The 19052-nt window shown below is 70.7% G+C and carries 13 protein-coding genes and 1 riboswitch; of the genes, 7 read left to right on the forward strand and 6 right to left on the reverse strand.

Annotated elements, in window-relative coordinates:
- Positions 1 to 47: 47 nt before the first annotated feature.
- From ABT009_RS14425 to ABT009_RS14435, 3 genes are read right to left on the reverse strand one after another with little or no spacing between them, the layout of a single operon-like run.
- The gene (locus tag ABT009_RS14425) at positions 48 to 1274 is read right to left on the reverse strand and encodes a VWA domain-containing protein (protein ID WP_351293235.1); all 1227 of its coding nucleotides are present in this window, start codon (positions 1272 to 1274) and stop codon (positions 48 to 50) included.
- Positions 1271 to 3886: a DUF5682 family protein gene (locus ABT009_RS14430; protein WP_351293238.1), complete on the reverse strand. Its 2616-nt coding sequence runs from the start codon at positions 3884 to 3886 to the stop codon at positions 1271 to 1273. The genes ABT009_RS14425 and ABT009_RS14430 overlap by 4 nt, the downstream gene beginning before the upstream one ends.
- Complete coding sequence (locus ABT009_RS14435; protein WP_351293241.1) at positions 3883 to 5034, reverse strand: AAA family ATPase; 1152 nt, start codon at positions 5032 to 5034, stop codon at positions 3883 to 3885. The genes ABT009_RS14430 and ABT009_RS14435 overlap by 4 nt, the downstream gene beginning before the upstream one ends.
- 134 nt (positions 5035 to 5168) lie before the next feature.
- Between ABT009_RS14435 and ABT009_RS14440 the strand changes: the two genes are divergently transcribed.
- Both ABT009_RS14440 and ABT009_RS14445 read left to right on the forward strand, forming a co-directional pair.
- Positions 5169 to 6518 carry an SWIM zinc finger family protein gene (locus ABT009_RS14440; RefSeq protein WP_351293244.1) on the forward strand — a complete coding sequence of 450 codons (1350 nt, stop codon included), beginning with the start codon at positions 5169 to 5171 and terminating at the stop codon, positions 6516 to 6518.
- A 70-nt stretch (positions 6519 to 6588) separates the two neighbouring features.
- Positions 6589 to 8211: a DUF5691 domain-containing protein gene (locus ABT009_RS14445; RefSeq protein ID WP_351293247.1), complete on the forward strand. Its 1623-nt coding sequence runs from the start codon at positions 6589 to 6591 to the stop codon at positions 8209 to 8211.
- A 221-nt stretch (positions 8212 to 8432) separates the two neighbouring features.
- On the opposite strand, the gene icmB is transcribed toward ABT009_RS14445, so the two are convergent.
- A complete protein-coding gene (icmB, locus tag ABT009_RS14450) occupies positions 8433 to 8843 on the reverse strand; it encodes a coenzyme B12-dependent isobutyryl CoA mutase small subunit (protein ID WP_351293250.1) in 411 nt (136 codons plus the stop codon).
- A 628-nt stretch (positions 8844 to 9471) separates the two neighbouring features.
- On the opposite strand from icmB, the gene ABT009_RS14455 reads away from it, so the two are divergent.
- Both ABT009_RS14455 and ABT009_RS14460 read left to right on the forward strand, forming a co-directional pair.
- The gene (locus ABT009_RS14455) at positions 9472 to 10332 is read left to right on the forward strand and encodes a lipase family alpha/beta hydrolase (protein WP_351293253.1); all 861 of its coding nucleotides are present in this window, start codon (positions 9472 to 9474) and stop codon (positions 10330 to 10332) included.
- A gap of 223 nt (positions 10333 to 10555) precedes the next feature.
- Positions 10556 to 12187: a M23 family metallopeptidase gene (locus ABT009_RS14460; RefSeq protein ID WP_351293255.1), complete on the forward strand. Its 1632-nt coding sequence runs from the start codon at positions 10556 to 10558 to the stop codon at positions 12185 to 12187.
- Between the two features lie 155 nt (positions 12188 to 12342).
- Here the strand turns inward: ABT009_RS14460 and pcrA are convergent, their stop codons facing one another.
- Positions 12343 to 14805: a DNA helicase PcrA gene (pcrA, locus tag ABT009_RS14465; protein WP_351293258.1), complete on the reverse strand. Its 2463-nt coding sequence runs from the start codon at positions 14803 to 14805 to the stop codon at positions 12343 to 12345.
- Positions 14806 to 15093: 288 nt separating this feature from the next.
- Positions 15094 to 15287, forward strand: a riboswitch (cyclic di-AMP (ydaO/yuaA leader).
- 7 nt (positions 15288 to 15294) lie between these two features.
- Here pcrA and ABT009_RS14470 point away from each other — a divergent pair.
- Positions 15295 to 16479, forward strand: a complete 1185-nt coding sequence (locus tag ABT009_RS14470) for a C40 family peptidase (RefSeq protein ID WP_351293261.1) — start codon at positions 15295 to 15297, stop codon at positions 16477 to 16479.
- 119 nt (positions 16480 to 16598) lie between these two features.
- Here the strand turns inward: ABT009_RS14470 and ABT009_RS14475 are convergent, their stop codons facing one another.
- The gene (locus ABT009_RS14475; protein ID WP_351293264.1) at positions 16599 to 16952 is read right to left on the reverse strand and encodes a hypothetical protein; all 354 of its coding nucleotides are present in this window, start codon (positions 16950 to 16952) and stop codon (positions 16599 to 16601) included.
- Between the two features lie 360 nt (positions 16953 to 17312).
- Here ABT009_RS14475 and ABT009_RS14480 point away from each other — a divergent pair, with 360 nt between their 5' ends.
- Together ABT009_RS14480 and ABT009_RS14485 are read left to right on the forward strand one after the other, a co-directional pair.
- Positions 17313 to 18374: a C40 family peptidase gene (locus tag ABT009_RS14480; protein WP_351293266.1), complete on the forward strand. Its 1062-nt coding sequence runs from the start codon at positions 17313 to 17315 to the stop codon at positions 18372 to 18374.
- Positions 18375 to 18577: 203 nt separating this feature from the next.
- Positions 18578 to 19039 (forward strand): SRPBCC family protein, encoded by a 462-nt coding sequence (locus tag ABT009_RS14485; protein WP_351293269.1) that lies wholly within the window; start codon positions 18578 to 18580, stop codon positions 19037 to 19039.
- Positions 19040 to 19052 lie beyond the last annotated feature (13 nt).

Here is a 19052-nt window from a genome sequence, read left to right on the forward strand (position 1 = left end):
ATGCGCCGATCCTCGCACGGGACTCCCGAGGTTGCGCAAGTCCCCCGTTACCGATGGGTACTCATGTCCGGTATGGGAAGAGGGCGCCTTTCGATCGCCGCGGCCATCACGTCCGGGAAGAGATCGGGGGTACAGGCGAAGGCTGGCGCGTCCAGGGCCGCGAGCGCAGCTGCATGCTCACGGTCGTACGCCGGTGCCCCCTCGTCGGACAGCGCGAGCAGCGTGACGAACTGCACTCCGGACGCCTTCATCGCCGCGACCCGCTTCAGCATCTCGTTCCTTATTCCGCCTTCATAGAGGTCCGAGATGAGCACGACGACCGTGTCCTGGGGCCTGGTGATCTGCGACTGGCAGTACGCAAGCGCCCTGTTGATGTCCGTTCCGCCGCCGAGCTGTGTGCCGAAGAGGACGTCGACGGGGTCGTCGAGCTGGTCCGTGAGGTCGACCACCGCCGTGTCGAAGACGACGAGCCGGGTCGCTATGGACCGCATGGACGCCAGCACCGCGCCGAACACCGAGGCGTAGACGACGGATGCCGCCATCGATCCCGACTGGTCGATGCAGAGGATCACCTCCTTCTTGACCGATTGCGAGGCCCGCCCATACCCGATCAGCCGCTCGGGCACGACCGTCCGGTACTCCGGCAGATAGTGCTTCAGGTTGGCCGCGATGGTGCGGTTCCAGTCGATGTCGTGGTGGCGCGGCCGGCTGATCCGGGCGCTGCGGTCGAGGGCCCCGGTGAGGGTGGCGCGGGTGCGGGTGGCGAGCCGCTTCTCGAGGTCCTCGACGACCTTGCGCACCACGGCCCGCGCCGTCTCCTTCGTCGTCTCCGGCATGGCCTTGTTGAGCGAGAGCAGGGTCCCGACGAGATGCACGTCGGCCTCCACGGCCTCCAGCATTTCGGGTTCCAGCAGCAGCGTGGACAGGCCGAGCCGGTCGATCGCGTCGCGCTGCATGACCTGGACCACGGAGGACGGGAAGTACGTCCGGATGTCTCCGAGCCAGCGTGCCACGGACGGCGCGGACGCGCCGAGTCCTGCCGAACGGTCTCTGCCTCGCTGCGCCTTGTTCCCGTTCCGGTGCTCACCGTTCCCGTACAGCGCGGCGAGTGCGCCGTCCATCGACGCGTCCTGCCCGGTGAGCACGCAGCCGGTGCCGTCCGCCGCGTCCCCGCCCAGCACCAGCCGCCAGCGCCGCAGCCGCTCGTCGGTCCGCCGGCTGTCCGTGTTGGTGCCGGTGTCGGTGTTGGTGCCGGTGTTCGGAGCCGTACTCATCTCGATGCCTCCGCGAGCGCATGGTCGTTGTGGCCGTGCGCGGCTATCGGCGCGTCTGGTTCTGCTGGGATATCCAGCCCGAGGAGCAGGGACAGCACGGGGAGCACGGCGTCCGCGCGGGGCCCGTCGAGCTCCGGCGCGAAGCCGGGCGGTGCCGCCCCGCCGCCGTGGGCCGGACCGGAATCGCCCGCCGGCCCGCGGCGCACCAGCTCGCCGAGGGTGCGGCGGACTCCCGGTTCGTACGCCGAGAACGTGCGGCGCAGCAGCGGCAGTACGTCGGTGAAGGCCTCTGCGGAGACTCCGGTGAGCCATGCGTCGACCAGGGCCAGCAGCTGCTCGTCGTGTACGAGCAGCATGCCGCCGCCGGAGCCGCCGCCGACGAACCCCTCGATCCACGCCGCCGCGTCCGCCGGCGGTGTGCCCGGCGAGAGGGCGAGCCCCATGAGACGCCCGGCCTCGTCGCCGTCCAACTCGGCGTCGTCGAGCAGCAGTCGCGTACCGCGGCCGCGGATCACTCCGGGCACGGTGTCCCGCCCGGCGAGCACGCGGAGCACCGAGTGCCAGCGCGTCCGTATGCCGCCGCCCGCTGCCGCGGCTCCTCCATGTGCCGCACCGGCTCCGTCATGCGCCGCCTCGGCTTCGCCGTGTGCCGGACGGGGTCCGTCGTGGGCAGTCTGAGCTCCGCCAGGTTCGTCCAGGAGTCCGACGGCTCCGTGCACGGCATCGACGTGGCGGCGCATCTCCGCCGCCGCATCCGCGTCGAGGGACGCGCAGGCGCGTGGCAGCCCGACGAAGACGCGCTCGGCGAGGCCCGCGGCGACCTCGGCCAGCGCATGGGTGTCCGTACCGCGCACGTCGCCGTAGCGCAAGGAGCGGACCAGCGCCGGGAGCGCCTGTGCGAGGTGGCCGACGTCCGTGTCGAGGGCCGCTCGGTCGGCGAGGACACGCATCACCACGGTGAGCGCGTCGGGGAGTTCCGCGAGGAGGCACCGCTCGGCGAGCGCCGTGACATCGGCGAGCGCTTCGGCGGTGACGGCCTCCGACTCGGGCTTCGCCGTGGCGGCGGCGAGCACGGTGGTGCCCCATATCCCGGCCTCGGCGACCCGCACCGACAGCTCCGGTTCCCAGCGCAGCCGCCACGTCTCGCGGAAGGTGCCGGTGGTGCCGCGCGCCGACCTCGCGGGCTCGCCCCAGCCGACGCCGAGCAGCCGGAGCCGGTGCAGCAGCGTGCTGCGCGCCGCGTCCGTCTCCTTGCGCAGGTCCAGCTCCAACTCCCGCTCCAATGGCTCCGGCTTGAGCCGCAGCTTCCGCTGCAGACGGGTCAGGTCGCGCTGCAGCGGGACGGCCGGCGCCGAGGCGGGCACCTCCCCCAGGACGTCCCCGACGACCAGCTTGTCGTGGACCAGCGCGAGCGGTACGTCCGAGCCGTCGCACATCACGGCCCGTATCGCGTCGGTGCTCTCGGACAGGCCGGGCAGCGGGCGGCCTCTCATCACGGCCAGCGTGTCGGCGAGCCGGACGGCCTCGATGACGTGCGCGGACGACACGATCCTGTCCTCGTCGCGGAGGAGCCGCGCAACCTTGGTCATCCAGCGCTCGACGGGCCGGTCAGGGGCGCTGAACAGATGCCCGTACCACCCCGGAGAGTCGATCCCCGCGCCGTACCCACTGGTGCGCGACAGGCGCCGGTGCGTCCAGGGCACCCAGGTCATGTCGGCCTTCACCTTGGGCAGTCCCTTGAGCAGCGCCCGGTCGGCGGTCGCCGTGGTCCGCTGCCGCAGCGCGGGCACATGCCAGGCTCCGCAGACGACCGCCACGTCGTCCCCGAACTCTCGCTGTGCCGCGCGCAACTGGATCCGCATGTACGCCTCGCGGACCAGGTCGCGGTCGTGCCCGCCGGATCCGTACTCGTCGCGCAGCGCTCCCATCGCCTCCGCCAACGCCTCGAACGGCGCGAACGCGTCGCCGTCCTCCCCCAGTGCCTTACGGGCCTGGGAGGTGCCCCCGGCCCGGTGCTCGATGACGTCCTCCCACCACCGCTCGGGGTCGTCGTAACCGGCGGCGTCGGCGAGCACGGCGAGCGGATCGATCCGCAGCGCGTCCTCCCTCGCGCATGCCTCGGGGGTGCCCGACGGCTCGGGTTCCTGCACGGCGTCCCGATCCTCGGGGGCCTCGGCAGTGCCGGGCGAAGGGGCTGGGTCGGGCGACACGGCCGGCCCGAGCGGCGGGGACGCGGTCTCCGTCTCGTGCCAGGCCAGCGTGTGCGTCGCCGGAAGGTCGATGAAGCGGGCCGGAACGTCGTGGTCCAGGGCCCATTGGACGGCGACCCATTCCGGTGAGAACTCGGCGAACGGCCAGAACGCCGAGCGGCCGGGCTCGTCCACGACATGGGCGAGGAGTGCGACCGGTGGCCGCATGTCCTCGTCGGCTGCCAGGGCGATCAGCGCGTCAGCTTCCGGCGGGCCCTCGATGAGCACCGTCCGGGGCCGGGCCGCCTCCAGGGCTGCCCGGACGGCCCGGGCCGAACCAGGCCCGTGATGCCGCACGCCCAGGAGCAGAGGCCCACCGCCGCCCGCCCCGCGCCTGGCGCGGGACTCGTCGGCCGCGGTCATACGCTCACCTCCCGGCATGCGCGGTAGAAGTCCTTCCAGCCGTCGCGCTCACGCACCACGGCCTCCAGGTACTCCTGCCAGATGACGCGGTCAGCGGCCGGGTCGCGGACGACGGCACCCAGGATCCCGGCCGCGACGTCCGACGGCCGCAGCACACCGTCGCCGAAGTGCGCCGCCAGCGCGAGACCGTTCGTCACCACCGAGATCGCCTCGGCGGTCGACAGCGTGCCGCTGGGCGACTTCACCTTCGTACGCCCGTCGACCGTGACGCCGTCGCGCAGCTCACGGAAGACCGTGACGACCCGGCGGATCTCGGCGATGCCGTCGGGCGCGGACGGCAGATCCAGCGAGCGCCCGATCTGGTCGACGCGGCGGGCCACGATGTCGACTTCGGCGTCGGCGCTCTCCGGCAACGGCAGCACGACCGTGTTGAAACGGCGGCGCAGCGCGCTGGACAGGTCGTTGACGCCGCGGTCGCGGTCGTTGGCCGTGGCGATCAGGTTGAAGCCGCGGACGGCCTGCACCTCCTGGCCCAACTCCGGTATCGGCAGGGTCTTCTCCGACAGGATCGTGATCAACGTGTCCTGTACGTCGGCCGGAATGCGGGTCAGCTCCTCGACCCGCGCCGTCATGCCCTCGGCCATGGCCCGCATGACAGGGCTCGGTACGAGTGCGTCCCGGCTGGGCCCGTGCGCGAGCAGCCGCGCGTAGTTCCAGCCGTAGCGGATCGCCTCCTCTGGTGTTCCGGCCGTGCCCTGCACCAGCAGCGTGGAGTCGCCGCTGATCGCTGCGGCCAGATGCTCGGACACCCAGGTCTTCGCCGTGCCGGGCACGCCGAGCAGCAGCAGGGCGCGGTCCGTGGCGAGCGTGGTGACGGCCACCTCGACGATGCGGCGCGGCCCCACGTACTTCGGCGTGATCACCGTGCCGTCGCCGAGTGTGCCGCCGAGCAGATACGTGGCGACCGCCCACGGCGACAGACGCCAGCGGGCCGGACGCGGCCGGTCGTCCTGCGCGGCGAGCGCAGCGAGCTCGTCGGCGAACGCGGTCTCCGCGTGCGGCCTCAGTGCCTCGGTCTCGGTTGCGGATGTGCTCGCGGACTGGTTTCCGCTCGGGTCGACGGACGTCGGTTCAACGGACACGGACATGGCGTGGTCCCCCTCCAGCTCTGCCTGCTCGGATCTGGTCCCCACCGTGCACCACGCCACTGACAATCGGCTCTGACCTGCACAGACAGCCTGGCGAAGGTCGATTGTCAGTGGCGGGACCTACCTTCGACGACATGACTCAGCAGGGGGTGCGCTGGACGGCGGACCAGGTGCTTGCGCTGGCACCTGACGCCGCGTCACGCAAGGCGGGAAGCAGGCTCGGCGGGGCCGGGCCGTGGTCGGAGACGGGCAGTTCCGGCGAGGGGACGGTGTGGGGGCTGTGCAAGGGCAGCGGGAGCAAGCCGTATCAGACGGTCGTCGACATCGCGGACACGGCCGGCCCGGCGTACAAGTGCAGTTGTCCGAGCCGCAAGTTCCCGTGCAAGCACGCTCTGGGGCTGCTGCTGCTCTGGGCGGGCGGGGACGACGGCGTGCCGGATGCGCAGGCGCCGGAGTGGGCGGAGCAGTGGATAGCCGGCCGCAGACAGCGGTCCGAGCAGAAGCGGACGGCCGGGACGGCACCCGCCCGGTCCGGTGATCCCGAAGCGGCGCGGCGCCGTGCGGAGAAGCGGGCCGAGCGGGTCACCGCGGGGGCGGTGGAGTTGGAGCAGCGCCTGGCCGATCTGCTGCGGTCCGGGCTGGCCACTGCGGAGCAGGACGGGTACGCCCTGTGGGAGGAGACCGCGGCCCGCATGGTCGACGCCCAGGCGCCCGGGCTGGCGGCACGGGTACGGGAGTTGGGGGCCATACCGTCCTCCGGTTCCGGCTGGCCGGTGCGGCTGCTGGAAGAGTGTGCGCTCATTCATCTCCTCGACCAGGGCTGGCTGCGCCGCGAGCAGCTGCCGGAGGCCCTCGCGGCCACGGTCCGTTCACGCATCGGCCTGCCGGCGGCGGCGACCGGCCCGGCGGTGCGTGACCGCTGGCTGGTCCTCGCGCAGTACGACACGGCAGACGGCCACTTGACGACCCGCCGGATATGGCTGCACGGCGAGGCGTCCGAAGGCACTGTGCTGCTGCTGTCGTACGGGGCTGCGGGGCGGGCACCCGCACTTGCACTCCCGGTGGGCCTGGCGCTCGACGCCGAGGTGTCCTCGTATTCGGGCGCCGGCCAACTGAGGGCGGACCTCGTTGAGCAGTTCGCACCTCCGGCGCCGACGGCGGTGCGGCCGGGAGGAGTGAGCACGGCACAGGCGGTGGAGCGATACGGCGAGGCACTGCGGCACGACCCGTGGCTGGAGTCCTGGCCTGTGACGCTGGACGGCGTCATACCGACCCCGGACGGAGACGGCTGGCAACTGGCCGACGCGGACGGCAAGTCCGCGCTGTCTCTCGAGGCCTCCGCGCAGTCCGGCTCCCGGCTGTGGCGCCTTGTCGCCGTGTCGGGCGGCGCTCCCGTCACGGTCTTCGGCGAGTGCGGGCACCGCGGTTTCACCCCGCTCGCGGTCTGGCCGGAGGGACCGGGAGAGCCGGTGCCGCTGTGCTGAGCCGACACCCGGCCCGCCCCCACACGCGCACCCACACAAGTCCAGCTCGTTCCGACGGAAGGAGACGCGCATGAACAGGAACCCCGGCATGACGGAGTCCTCCCGGTCCTCATGGGAGGAGCTCGTCACGGCTGCGCTGCTCGGTACCGAGCGGCGCACCCCTCCGGTCGGCGCCGCCGGAAGAGAGGCTGCGCCGACCGCCCTGTTGGACGCGGCTGCCGTGCAGACCGTGCGGCGCAGAGCAGGACTCCGGCCGGCGCCCGCCGCCGCGCCGCCCGAGCCCGCGGCAAAGGATTCCCGCCCGGCGTTGCCGCCCGCCGCCAGGCGACGGCTCACGATGCTGCTCGCCGACCGCGCCGGCGCGGGCAGTGGTGGCCGCCGCGGAACGGCCCCCGACCTCATGGAGCTGCTGCCCCAGTGGCTCGCCACGGCGAACGAGCACGGCTACGCAGCCCCACCGGAGTTGCTGCCCGCGCTCCTCGACGCGGCCAGGGGACGTACGGATCTGCGTCCGCAGGCGCTCGCCTTCGCAGGACCGCGTGCGACATGGCTCGCGCGTCTGAACCCGGACTGGAGGTTCGCACTGCGCTCCACCCCGGGGGGCGGCGCCGCACTGCCCGCTCTCGGGGACCCGACGCAGGTCGAACGGCTCTGGCAGGAGGGGCTGTTCGCCGAACGGGTCACGCTGCTGGCCGCGATGAGGGCGCACGACCCCTCTGCGGCCCGCGAGCTGCTGGCCACGACCTGGTCCACAGAGCGCGCCGAGGACAGGCTGATGTTCCTCGACTCACTGCGTACGGGGCTGTGCGACGCGGACGAGCCGTTCCTGGAGCGGGCGCTGGCCGACCGCAGCCGCAACGTCCGGGCCACGGCGGCCGAGTTGCTCTCCGCGCTGCCGGGCTCGGCGCTCGCCGCGCGCATGGCGGCACGCGCGGCCTCCTGCGTGTCCCTCGACCGTACGCAGGGGCAGCCGGCGGTCGTGGTCGAGGCGCCGCACGAGTGCGATGCGGACATGGAGCGGGACGGCGTGGTGCCCAAGCCGCCCGCGGGCCGGGGCGAACGGTCATGGTGGCTGGGCCAGCTTGCCGAGGCGGCACCGCTCGCCGTCTGGCCGGAGCGGCTCGGGGGGCGTACGCCGGAGGAGATAGTCGCGTTGCCGGTGGCCGACGACTGGCAGAGCGAGCTGCACGGGGCATGGTGCAGGGCCGCGGTACGGCAGCGGGATGCCGCCTGGTCCCGGGCGTTGCTCGGCGCTCCGGCATCGCCGGGCGCCGCGGGTCCTGGCGCGGTGTCGCTCGCCGAGCGCGCGAAGCTGCTGGCCGCGCTGCCGGCCGGCGACCGGGCCGAGTGGGTCGCGGGATTCATCTCGGCGCACGGCCTGTCGGAGGCGTTCCAGCTGCTCGGGGTGTGCGCGACTCCATGGGCCGAGCCGCTGGGCCGCGCGGTGGTGGACGCGCTGAACATCGCACGGGACGCGGGGAGCTATCCGTGGAGCTTCAGCGGTGTGATGGGTCTCGCGGAGCGCTGCCTGGACCCGGCGACGGCAGCCCGCCTGGACGGACTGACGTCCATACCCGACGAGCCGGAGGACGCATCGCCGGGCGCCGTGGGCTACTGGACGGAAGCCTTCCAACGCCTCGTGGGCACGCTTCGGCTCCGAGCAACCATGCAGGCGGAGCTGACGGCTCGGTGAGCTCCGGCACGGACGGTCACCCCGACGGCCTGCGCCGCCGACGCACCGCACCGCGCTCGCGCCGGACGCAACAGCCCCACCGTTACCGCGTTCGGGTGGTGACGGCGGGGGACACATTCACTCGAACAGCCCACGCGGAACACCGATACACCCGTGCACAGGTAATCCACGCAGGGCGCCGTGGGGACCCGGAGACCAGGCCCTCCACGGCGGACATGACGCTAGGCCGGCTGGCGTACGTTCGCGTGGACCCAGTCCACGATCGAGGCCGTCGTGGCGCCGGGGGTGAAGATCTCGGCGACGCCCTTCTCCTTGAGCGGGGCGATGTCCGCCTCAGGGATGATGCCGCCGCCGAAGACCTTGATGTCCTCCGCGTCGCGCTCCTTGAGAAGCTCCAGCACCCGCGCGAAGAGCGTGTTGTGTGCGCCGGACAGGATGGACAAGCCGATCGCGTCGGCATCCTCCTGGATCGCGGTGTCGACGATCTGCTCGGGAGTCTGGTGCAGACCGGTGTAGATGACCTCCATACCGGCGTCACGCAGCGCCCGCGCGATCACCTTGGCCCCGCGATCATGGCCGTCGAGCCCCGGCTTGGCGACCACCACACGGATCGGCCCCGTTGCCACACCCATCACTGCCTCCATGTACCGACATGCCATCCGGCATGTACCCACTGCACCACCGACTGCACCGGCGGCACCGATTGCAACCGCCCACCCGGCCCACCCATGCCCCGTCGCCCCGCGGGCGCAAGTGCGCGAGCACGCGAGAACGAGCAGAAGCACGGTTGCGGCCGCCCCGCCCGGCACGGCCCTCACCCGAGCGGGCGCAAGGAAGTGAACGAACGTTATCGCCAGCATCCCGCAACAGGCAGTTTTACGGCGGTCACCGAGGGGGAAATCACACGGTGGGACACGTTCGCCGCGCACTGCTCCGCATCCGGCGGCACACAGGCCGTAGCCGGGGCAGGCGTCAGGGGAGCCGCCTGAGAGGTCCGCCGGCCTCCACACCGTCAGCCGCCCGGCCGCACGGTACGACGAGGCAGCGCATCGGCTATCGCACAGGGAGCCACACAAGCGCTACAGAGAGCAACCAGAAGAGCCGCGTCCGTCAGAAGAAAATGGAATTACACGCACCACAGACGGGACAAAAGCACCACGACGCAGCCTGTGCACTGCCGGCCTCCTCCATCGCGGCTGCCCACGAGGGCATACGGGGGACAGAGCCGTCCTTCGTGTGCCGACGGGAGGTCGGTCGACGATGAAGGCCACGACGGCTCTGCCTATTCTTCCGCTCTGTCAGCGCCTCCTTCCGTGGAGGCTGGCGGGGCTTTCCATCACCCTGCTGAAGGCGACCGCCCTCGAGATCGTGATACTCGCCGGCCACCTCCTGCTGTACCCCTCGGGCATCACGCAGGAGCGCAGAGTCGCCCCGGAACTGCCCCAGCCGGACGCCCCCCAGTTGCCGACGGAGAGGAAACCCCCCGTCGTTCTGCTGCACGGCTTCATCGACAACCGCTCGGTCTTCGTACTGCTGCGGCGCTCCCTGGCCCAGCACGGCAGGCAGCATGTGGAGTCGCTCAACTACTCGCCCCTGACCTGCGACATCCGCACTGCGGCCGAGCTGCTCGGCCGCCATATAGAGGAGATCTGCGAGCGCACCGGCAACCGCGAGGTGGACATCGTGGGGCACAGCCTCGGCGGTCTGATCGCCCGCTACTACGTGCAGCGGCTCGGCGGCGACGTAAGGGTCCGCACGCTGGTCACTCTCGGTACGCCGCACTCGGGCACCCGCATCGCGCCGCTGCTGGACGCGCATCCGATCGTCCGGCAGATGCGGCCGGGTTCGGAGGTCATCGAGGAGCTGAGGCAGGCTGCGCCTGACTGCCATACGCAGTTCGTGAGTTTCTGGAGCGATCTCGACCAGATGATGGACCCGCTCGACAGCGCCTGCCTCGACCACCCGGACCTGACCTCGCGCAATGTGCAGGTGAGCGGAATCGGGCATCTGGCCCTGCCGGTGCACCCCGCAGTGGCCAACGGCATCCGGCAGGCGCTCGACGCGGAGGAGGCGGCGGAGGCCCGCCCGGCCGGCCGAGCCGATGGTCTGACAGTGGCCTGACCTCGAACACCAGTCGAACGCAGAGCCAAAGCTCTGCCCGCAGTTCGCCGAAAGGCCACTGATTGCCCGGTTCCTGCGGGGGCGAAACCTGCCGAAGATTGTCGCGCCCGCATACCGCCGGGTACAGTCACCGCACTGCTCTGCCCCTGGGACTGTGTGACTTCAGCGGCCAGCGCCGCGGGTTCAGACCCCAACTCCTGCTGTCGAGGCGAAAGAGAAGTTGGTGAACGACCGTCACCCGTCGGGGACCGCAACTCCCCCGGCACCGGCCACAGACGCCGACTATGCGCACTACGACTACGCCTCCTACGACGGGCAGAGCGCACAGCACGGCGGCTACACCGGGTACGACGGCTATTCCACCGATACGTTCTCCACGGGCTCCTACGCCACCGACTCCTACAGCACCGGTACCTACACCAGCCCCGGTTTCGAGACCGATCCGCTCTTCGGTGACCTCCCGGGCGGCTCGTACGACAGCGGCCAGTGGTCCGGGCTGGGAGCCGCAGCCGGGGGCGATGCCACCGGTGCGTATCAGACGCAGACCGGCGCCACGCACGAAACGCTGAACTATGACCCGTATGCGGCGCAGCACCATGCCACGTACGAGACCGGCAGTTATGACACGACCGGGGTCTGGGCGTCCGCCGGATACGAGCAGCTGTCCGCCCACATCCCCGCGCAGGCCACCAGCCCGGATGCCGACGGCACGGGTCAGTGGGACTCGGGGGCGTGGGCCGTCGACGGCCAGACCGGTCAGTGGGAGACCCAGTCAACCCAGGCCTTCGATCAGCCGGGCCTCGGCCAGCAGGCCTCCGAACAGCATGATCTCGGCCAACTGCCGTACGAGACGCAGAGCTTCGCAACAGGCGCCTTCGGGGACCAGAGCTTCGACACGGGCGCGTACGACGCCACCGCATGGAACTCGGACGGCGGCTCGACGGCGTACGAGTACGAGCAACACGACTCCACCGAAGCCGGGTTGTCACCCGAGGAGGGCCTCCGGGGCCACGAATCCGACCACGGCGACGACGACCATGATCGCGGTCTTCCGCTCGACGAGACGCCCTCCCCCGAGCAGGCCGCCGAACCGCCGGTGCGCTCGGAGGGCCGAGTGCCCCGCACGCGGTCCCGGCGGCGCTCGCCCGCCAAACGTTCGGCGCTGCTCACCGTGGCTGTTCCGTCCGCGTGTGTGATGGGCGTCGCGGGAATCGCCGCCGCATCCGTGAGCAACATGGGCGGCGACGACAACACGACGGTCGCGGCCCCGGACACCAGTTCCGTGAAGCCCTCCGTCGCCAACAACAAGCTGGACACGCAGCTGCGGAACCTCTCCGCTGATGCGGGCGACTTCGCCGACAGGGCCAGCCGCACCCAGGAACGCATCGACCTCAAGGCCGAGCAGGAGGCCGAGCGCAAGAAGGCGGCCGAGGAAGCGGCGCGCAAGGAGCGGCTGCGCCCGAAGTTCGCGCTGCCGGTGGCTCAGCACGGGCTCAGCGCCTATTTCGGTCAGGCCGGCATCAACTGGATGTCCGTGCACACCGGCATCGACTTCCCCGTCTCCTACGGCACGCCCGTGATGGCCGCGACGGACGGCACGGTGCGCGTGCAGTGGAACAGCGCCTACGGCAACATGGCGATCGTGACCGCCAAGGACGGCACCGAGACGTGGTACTGCCACCTCTCCAGCCACAAGATCTCGAGCGGTCCGGTCAAGGCCGGCGACGTCATCGCGTACTCCGGGAACTCCGGCAACTCCACCGGTCCGCATCTGCACTTCGAGGTGCGGCCGGGTGGTGGTGCGGCGATCGATCCGCTGCCGTGGCTTCGGAGCCACGGGATCAATCCGACGTAGCCGTCGGATCGAGTCGCTTTCTCTGGGGGCTCCGCCCCCAGACCCCCGCGTCCCTTGGCCTCAAACGCCGGCCGGGCTGGATTTGCCCCCGCGCCGGGCTGGCATTGCCCCGGCCTGGCTGGAAACGGCTCGTCCCCAGCCAGGCTGGAATCCCGCTACAGCTTCTCCACCGGTGCGTACCGCAGCAGCAACCGCTTCGGCTTCGTGTCGCCGAAGTCGATCGTCGCCTCTGCGTTCGCGCCCGTTCCCTTCACCCCGACCACCGTGCCGAGGCCGAACTGGTCGTGTGTGACCCGGTCCCCGACCGCGAGCGAGGCCACAGGCTTCTCCGATGCCCGGCGCGTGGCGAACCCGGACGCCCCGGAGGCGGCGCTGCGCGAGCGCGACGAGGACAGTGAGGCGGCGACGCCGGCGGCCGGGCCGGAGGAGACCGGAGCGGTGGATCCCGTCCGCTTCCACTCCATGTGGTGGGCGGGGATCTCCTCCAGGAAGCGCGACGGCGGGTTGTACGCCGGCTGGCCCCAGGCGCTGCGCATCGTGGACCGCGTCAGGTAGAGGCGCTCCCGGGCGCGCGTGATCCCGACGTATGCCAGGCGCCGCTCCTCCTCGAGCTCCTTGGTCTGGCCGAGCGAGCGCATGTGCGGGAAGACGCCGTCCTCCATGCCTGTCAGGAAGACGACCGGGAATTCGAGGCCCTTGGCGGTGTGCAGCGTCATGAGCGTGATGACGCCGCTGCCCTCCTCGTCCTCGTCCGGGATCTGGTCGGAGTCAGCGACGAGCGCTACCTGCTCCAGGAAGTCGGACAGCGTGCCCGCCTCTCCCTCGGCCCGCTCCTGTTCGAACTCCAGGGCCACGGCGGCGAGTTCCTGCAGGTTCTCGATGCGCGTCTCGTCCTGGGGGTCGGTGGAGGCCTGCAGCTCGGCGAGGTATCCGGTCCGTTCGAGTATGGCTTCGAGGACGGTCGCCGGGCCCGCGCCGGACTCTGCGATGGTGTGCAGTTCCTCCATCAGCGTGTTGAACCGCTTGACGGCGTTGGTCGAGCGGGCCGCCATGCCGTACGCCTCGTCGACGCGGCGCAGCGCCTGCGCGAAGCTGATCTTCTCGCGCTGCGCGAGGGCGTCGATCATCGCCTCCGCGCGCTCGCCGATGCCGCGCTTGGGGACGTTCAGGATGCGGCGCAGCGGGACCGAGTCCTCCGGGTTCGACAGCACGCGCAGATACGCGAGGACGTCCCGGACCTCCTTGCGCTCATAGAAGCGGACGCCGCCGACGACCTTGTACGGCAGGCCGACGCGGATGAAGACTTCCTCGAACACACGCGATTGTGCGTTGGTGCGGTAGAAGACGGCGACGTCGCCCGACTTGGCCTCGCCCTCGTCCGTCAGCCTGTCGATCTCGTCGGCGACGAACTGTGCCTCGTCGTGCTCGGTGTCGGCGACATAGCCGGTGATCCGCGCGCCCGCGCCTGCGTTCGTCCACAGGTTCTTGGGGCGGCGGCTCTCGTTGCGCTCGATGACGGCGTTGGCGGCGCTCAGGATCGTCTGGCTGGAGCGGTAGTTCTGCTCGAGCAGGATCGTCGTCGCGTCCGGGTAGTCCTCCTCGAACTGGAGGATGTTGCGGATGGTGGCGCCGCGGAAGGCGTAGATCGACTGGTCCGCGTCACCGACGACGCACAGCTCGGCCGGCTCCGGGTCGTCGTCCCCTCCCGGCTGTCCCACCAGCTCGCGCACGAGCGCGTACTGGGCGTGGTTGGTGTCCTGGTACTCGTCGACCAGGACGTGCCGGAAGCGCCGCCGGTAGTGCTCGGCGACGTCCGGGAACGCCTGGAGGAGATGGACCGTCGTCATGATCAGGTCGTCGAAGTCGAGCGCGTTCGCCTCGCGCAGCCGCGACTGGTACAGCGCATAGGCCTGGGCGAGGGTCTTCTCGAAGCCGTCGGTGGCCTGCGCGGCGAAGGTCTCCTCGTCGATGAGCTCGTTCTTGAGGTTGGAGATCTTGGCGCTGAAGGATTTCGGCGGATAGCGCTTCGGGTCGAGATCGAGGTCACGGCAGACCAGCGCCATGAGGCGCTTGGAGTCGGCGGCGTCGTAGATCGAGAAGCTGGAGGTGAAGCCAAGCTTCTTCGACTCGCGGCGCAGGATGCGCACGCACGCGCTGTGGAAGGTCATCACCCACATCGCGCCCGCGCGCGGACCGACGAGGTGCTCGACGCGCTCCTTCATCTCGCCCGCGGCCTTGTTCGTGAACGTGATCGCCAGGATCTGCCCGGGGTGCACGCCGCGCTCGGCCAACAGATACGCGATGCGGTGCGTCAGCACGCGCGTCTTGCCGGAGCCGGCACCGGCCACGATGAGCAGCGGGGAGCCGGAGTGCACCACGGCGGCGCGCTGCTCGTCGTTCAGCCCGTGGATCAGCTCGGCCGGGTCGATGGCGGGGCGGGGCGCGCCGTCCCTGTAGTACGCATCCCGGGGCGGCGGAGGCACGTCGAACCGGCCCTCGAACAGGTCGTCCGGGATGTCCTCCGGGGCGCTGTCCTCGGGCGGCGGCGGGGGCTCCTCGTCCGCGTGCCGCGCGGGCTGGAGATCGGCCAGGAAGCTGTCGTCAAAGAGGCTGCTCATCGCTTCTCGAGTTTAGGCCGCCGCACCGACACCCACTGCCGCCTCCGGAACTCTGCCCGCGCCGTATCGGGAGAACCGAGCCGGACGGAAAGCGCCGCAGGTCACTCCAGATGCGGATATCGGCGGACTTTCTGTTTTGCGCAGAACCACCCCATATAGCCCCACCAAACAGTCAAGGTCACGAAAATGTATCGGGCATATCGAACATCAACCTTCACAGCCGCCACATGAGTTGGCTAGCGTGCCCGGCGGGCTGCCCGTACCCCCGCCGGCGAACGACGCCGGGACGGGTCGCCTCCGCCGAGTCCGGTGCGCCCTCACGGCAGCCGGAGCCGGGGACCCACTCTGAACTTGGGGTGAATCGGTCCCGTACCGAGTGCACGCGGCAGTCCGCGCGCAGGAGGCGACGGGCTGTAGGGCAGCCTTCCGAACCACCCGCCCGAACCCGACAGCTAACCCGGTAGGCGGTCCACGGAAGGAGTCGCCTCCTTGGCGTCGCACCGCAAGTCGCGGACCACCGGCCAGCTCGTCGCCGGTCTCCGCACCTCCCCCGCGGTCGGCTTCACCGCCGCCGCCCTCACCTCCGTGGCGCTTATGTCACAGACGGCGACCGCCGCGCCCGCCGAACCGAAGCCCAGCCTCGAAGAGGTCCAGAAGAAGGTGGACGACCTCTACCGGCAGGCGGGTGTCGCCACCCAGAAGTACAACGCGGCCAAGGAGCGCACCGACAAGCAGCGCAAGCGCGTGGACGGCCTGCTCGACGACGTCGCCAAGCGCACCGAGAAGCTGAACGATGCGCGCGAGGAGCTCGGCTCGTTCGCCGCCGCCCAGTACCGCACCGGGTCGGCCGTCCCCGACACCGCCACGCTGCTGCTCGCCGACGACCCCCAGGACTACTTCGACCAGAGACAGCTGATGAACCGGCTCACCAGCCGGCAGAAGGAAGCGGTCGACGACTACCAGACGCAGCAGGTCCAGACGACGACGAAGCGCGAGGAGGCGACGGAGTCCCTCGAGACGCTGACCGAGTCGCAGACGGACCTGAAGACGAGCAAGCAGGACGTCCAGAAGAAGCTCAGCGAGGCGCGCGAGCTGCTGTCGAAGCTGACCGCCGAGGAGAAGGCGCGGCTCGCGGCGATCGAGAAGGCGAAGGAGGAAGAGGCCAGGCGCAAGGCGGAGGAGCTGGCGCGCAAGCAGGCCGAGGAGGAGCGGCAGCGCCAGGCGGCGCAGGAGCAGGCCGAGCAGGAGGCGGGCACCGGTTCCGGGACGGGCAGCGGGAGTGAATCCGGGAGCACCGGCTCCAGCACCGGCTCCTCCAGTTACGCCGCGCTGGCCACCAAGGTCATCGACTTCGCCGAAGCCCAGATAGGAAAGCCGTACGTCTGGGGGGCCACGGGGCCCGACTCGTACGACTGCTCCGGCCTCACCCAGGCCGCGTGGAAGTCCGCCGGGGTGTCGCTGCCGCGCACCACCTGGGACCAGGTGAAGGTCGGCACGACCGTGTCCGTCGACAATGCCCAGCCCGGTGACCTGGTGTTCTTCTACGACGACATCAGCCACGTCGGGATCTACATCGGCAACGGCGAGATGATCCACGCGCCGAAGCCGGGGGCGAATGTGCGGGTCGAGTCGATCTACTACATGCCGATCCACAGTGTGGTGCGGCCGGCGTAGCCGCCGCCCCCTGGACGCCGCTGGGGGCTTCGCTCCCAGACCCCCGGTCGCCCTTCGGGCTCGTCCTCAAACGCCGGACGGGCTGGGTTCAGCCCGTCCGGCTGGCATCAGCCCGACCTTCACGTCCACAGCACCGCGATGAACACGTTCGCCATGGTCAGCAGCCCCACCAGGCCGAACAGCTTCTTGTCCACCGTCTCCTCGTCGCGCTTCACGTAGACGAGCCCGAGGATCACGATCAGCAGTGCCAGCTTCACGCCGATCTTGATGTTGTTGACGGGCTGGTCGTCGGCCTGGTTGAGGCCGACCAGGATCACGCCGGTGACGAGCATCGTGAGCGCGCCGTGCAGCATCGCCGGGCCGAACCGGGCCGTGCCCTCGCCCATCGCCTTCATCTGGGTGAAAAAACCACCCAGGAGCGAGGCTATGCCGATGATGTGCAGGCCGACGAAGAGATGGATGAGTACGTCCATGAGGCCGGAGCCTAACCGGGCCGATAGCACCGGCCTCCGGGCAGGGGTGCCACTTCGGCGCAACGGTCACAGGCGTACGGCAAGGGGGCGGCGGCCCGTCGGGTCCGCGGTCACATACGGGCACGGGCAGTCCACTCCGGCCAGTTGCGCACATCGCGTCACCGGCCGGTGACGGAGGGGTTTAGCGTGCTTCCCCAGGTGACCGACTCCCCACCGCCGCCCGGTCAGGGGCGGCAGTCGGACACCACCGCCGAGAAGGTCCGGCGGCGGCGTGCTCCCCCTGTGCGGGCCGCCGCCGGGCACCCGTCCCCACCGCGGTTTCCTCGGCGGTCGCACGCCCCCGGAAGGACGTGGAGCCCCGTGGCAGCGCACCGCAAGCCCCGACAGCGCTCGCTCAGCGGCCATACTGCCCGCACCGCCGCCACCACCCTCGCGCTCGCCGGAGCGGCGACCGCGACGGCCTTCGACGGCACCGGTCAGGCGGCGCCGGATCTCACCCCGGCCCAGGTGAAGGCCAAGGTCGACGAGCTCTACCACGAGGCGGAGATCGCCACCGAGAAGTACAACGGCGCGAAGGAGAAGGCCGGCGAGGCCGAGAAGGCCGTCGACGAGCTCCGGGACGAGGCGGCCCGCAGGATGGAGCGGCTGAACTCCGCGCGCGGTGCTCTGGGTTCGGCCGCCGCTGCGCAGTATCGTTCAGGCGCCCTCGACCCGGGCGTGGAGCTGGCGCTCTCCTCCAACCCCGACCAGTATCTGGAGCGCGCGGCGCTGGCGGAGCGCGCTGGGCACCGGCAGGCCGCGGACGTCGCAGGCGTCGAGAAGCAGCTCCAGCAGATCGAGCAGCTTCGCGAGGAGGCCGACGGCCGGCTCGACGAACTTCAGGCCCGCCAGGCGGAACTGAAGCGGCACAAGAAGACGGTGACGACGAAGCTGGCCGAGGCGCGGCGGCTCCTCAACGGCCTCCCGGCGGACGAGCGCGACGGGATCTTCGGGGACGGGGCGGGGGGCGCGTACGGCAATCCCGGTTCCGACGGTCTCGGGGCCCTCCCCGGCGGATCGGTCGCCGCACCCAACTCCCGGGCGGCCGCAGCCGTTTCCTACGCGTACCGGGCGCTGGGCAGGCCCTACGTATGGGGCGCCACAGGGCCGAACGCCTTCGACTGCTCCGGCCTCACCCAGGCCGCGTACCGCTCGGCGGGCGTCTCGCTGCCCCGCACGACGTATGCCCAGATCGACGCCGGCCGGCGCATCCCGCGCTCCGAACTGCGCCCGGGCGATCTGGTCTTCTTCTACTCGGGCGTGAGCCATGTCGGCATCTACGTGGGCAGCGGCCGGATGATCCACGCCCCGAACCCGAGCGCGCCGGTACGGATCGCGCCCATCGACCAGATGCCGTTCGCGGGGGCGACCCGGGTGGCGTAGCTCCGGCGGCACCGTGTCGGTCGTGCGACCGCGGCACAGCCTGCGTGGGCACCTCCATGCCCCACACCCCGGGCGCATATCGACGCGAATCAGAACAAGCCCAGTTGGTTAGGCCCTCCTCTTAGGGGAAGCCGGATAGCGACGATTCCTGCTGCTCGGAGGATCGCCGGAGCGCGGTCCCCGCCGAAAGGAGGAGACACCTCATGAGCACGACCATGGAGTCCGTCGACGTGGACGTCCCGCTGCACACCGCGTACAACCAGTGGACGCAGTTCGAGGAGTTCCCGAATTTCATGGAGGGTGTGGAACAGGTCAGGCAGATCGACGACCGGCACAACCACTGGGTGACGAATATCGCCGGGGCCCGCAGGGAGTTCGACACGGAAATCGTCGACCAGCTCCCCGACGAAAGGGTCGCCTGGCGCACCACCTCCGGCGAGGTGAAGCAGAAGGGCGTGGTGACATTCCAGCGCCTGGACGACACGCACACCCGGGTCAACCTCGCCCTGGACGTCGAGCCCTCCGGTCTCGCGGAGAAGACCGCCGACATGGTGGGCGTCATCGGCCGCCGGGCCAAGGGTGACATGAAGCGCTTCAAGCACTACATCGAGGAGCGCGGCACCGAATCGGGCGCCTGGCGCGGCCGGATCACTCCGGGCGGCTGACCGCTTCCCCTGA

The organism is Streptomyces sp. NPDC002896 (assembly GCF_040295225.1).
Taxonomy (GTDB): domain Bacteria; phylum Actinomycetota; class Actinomycetes; order Streptomycetales; family Streptomycetaceae; genus Streptomyces.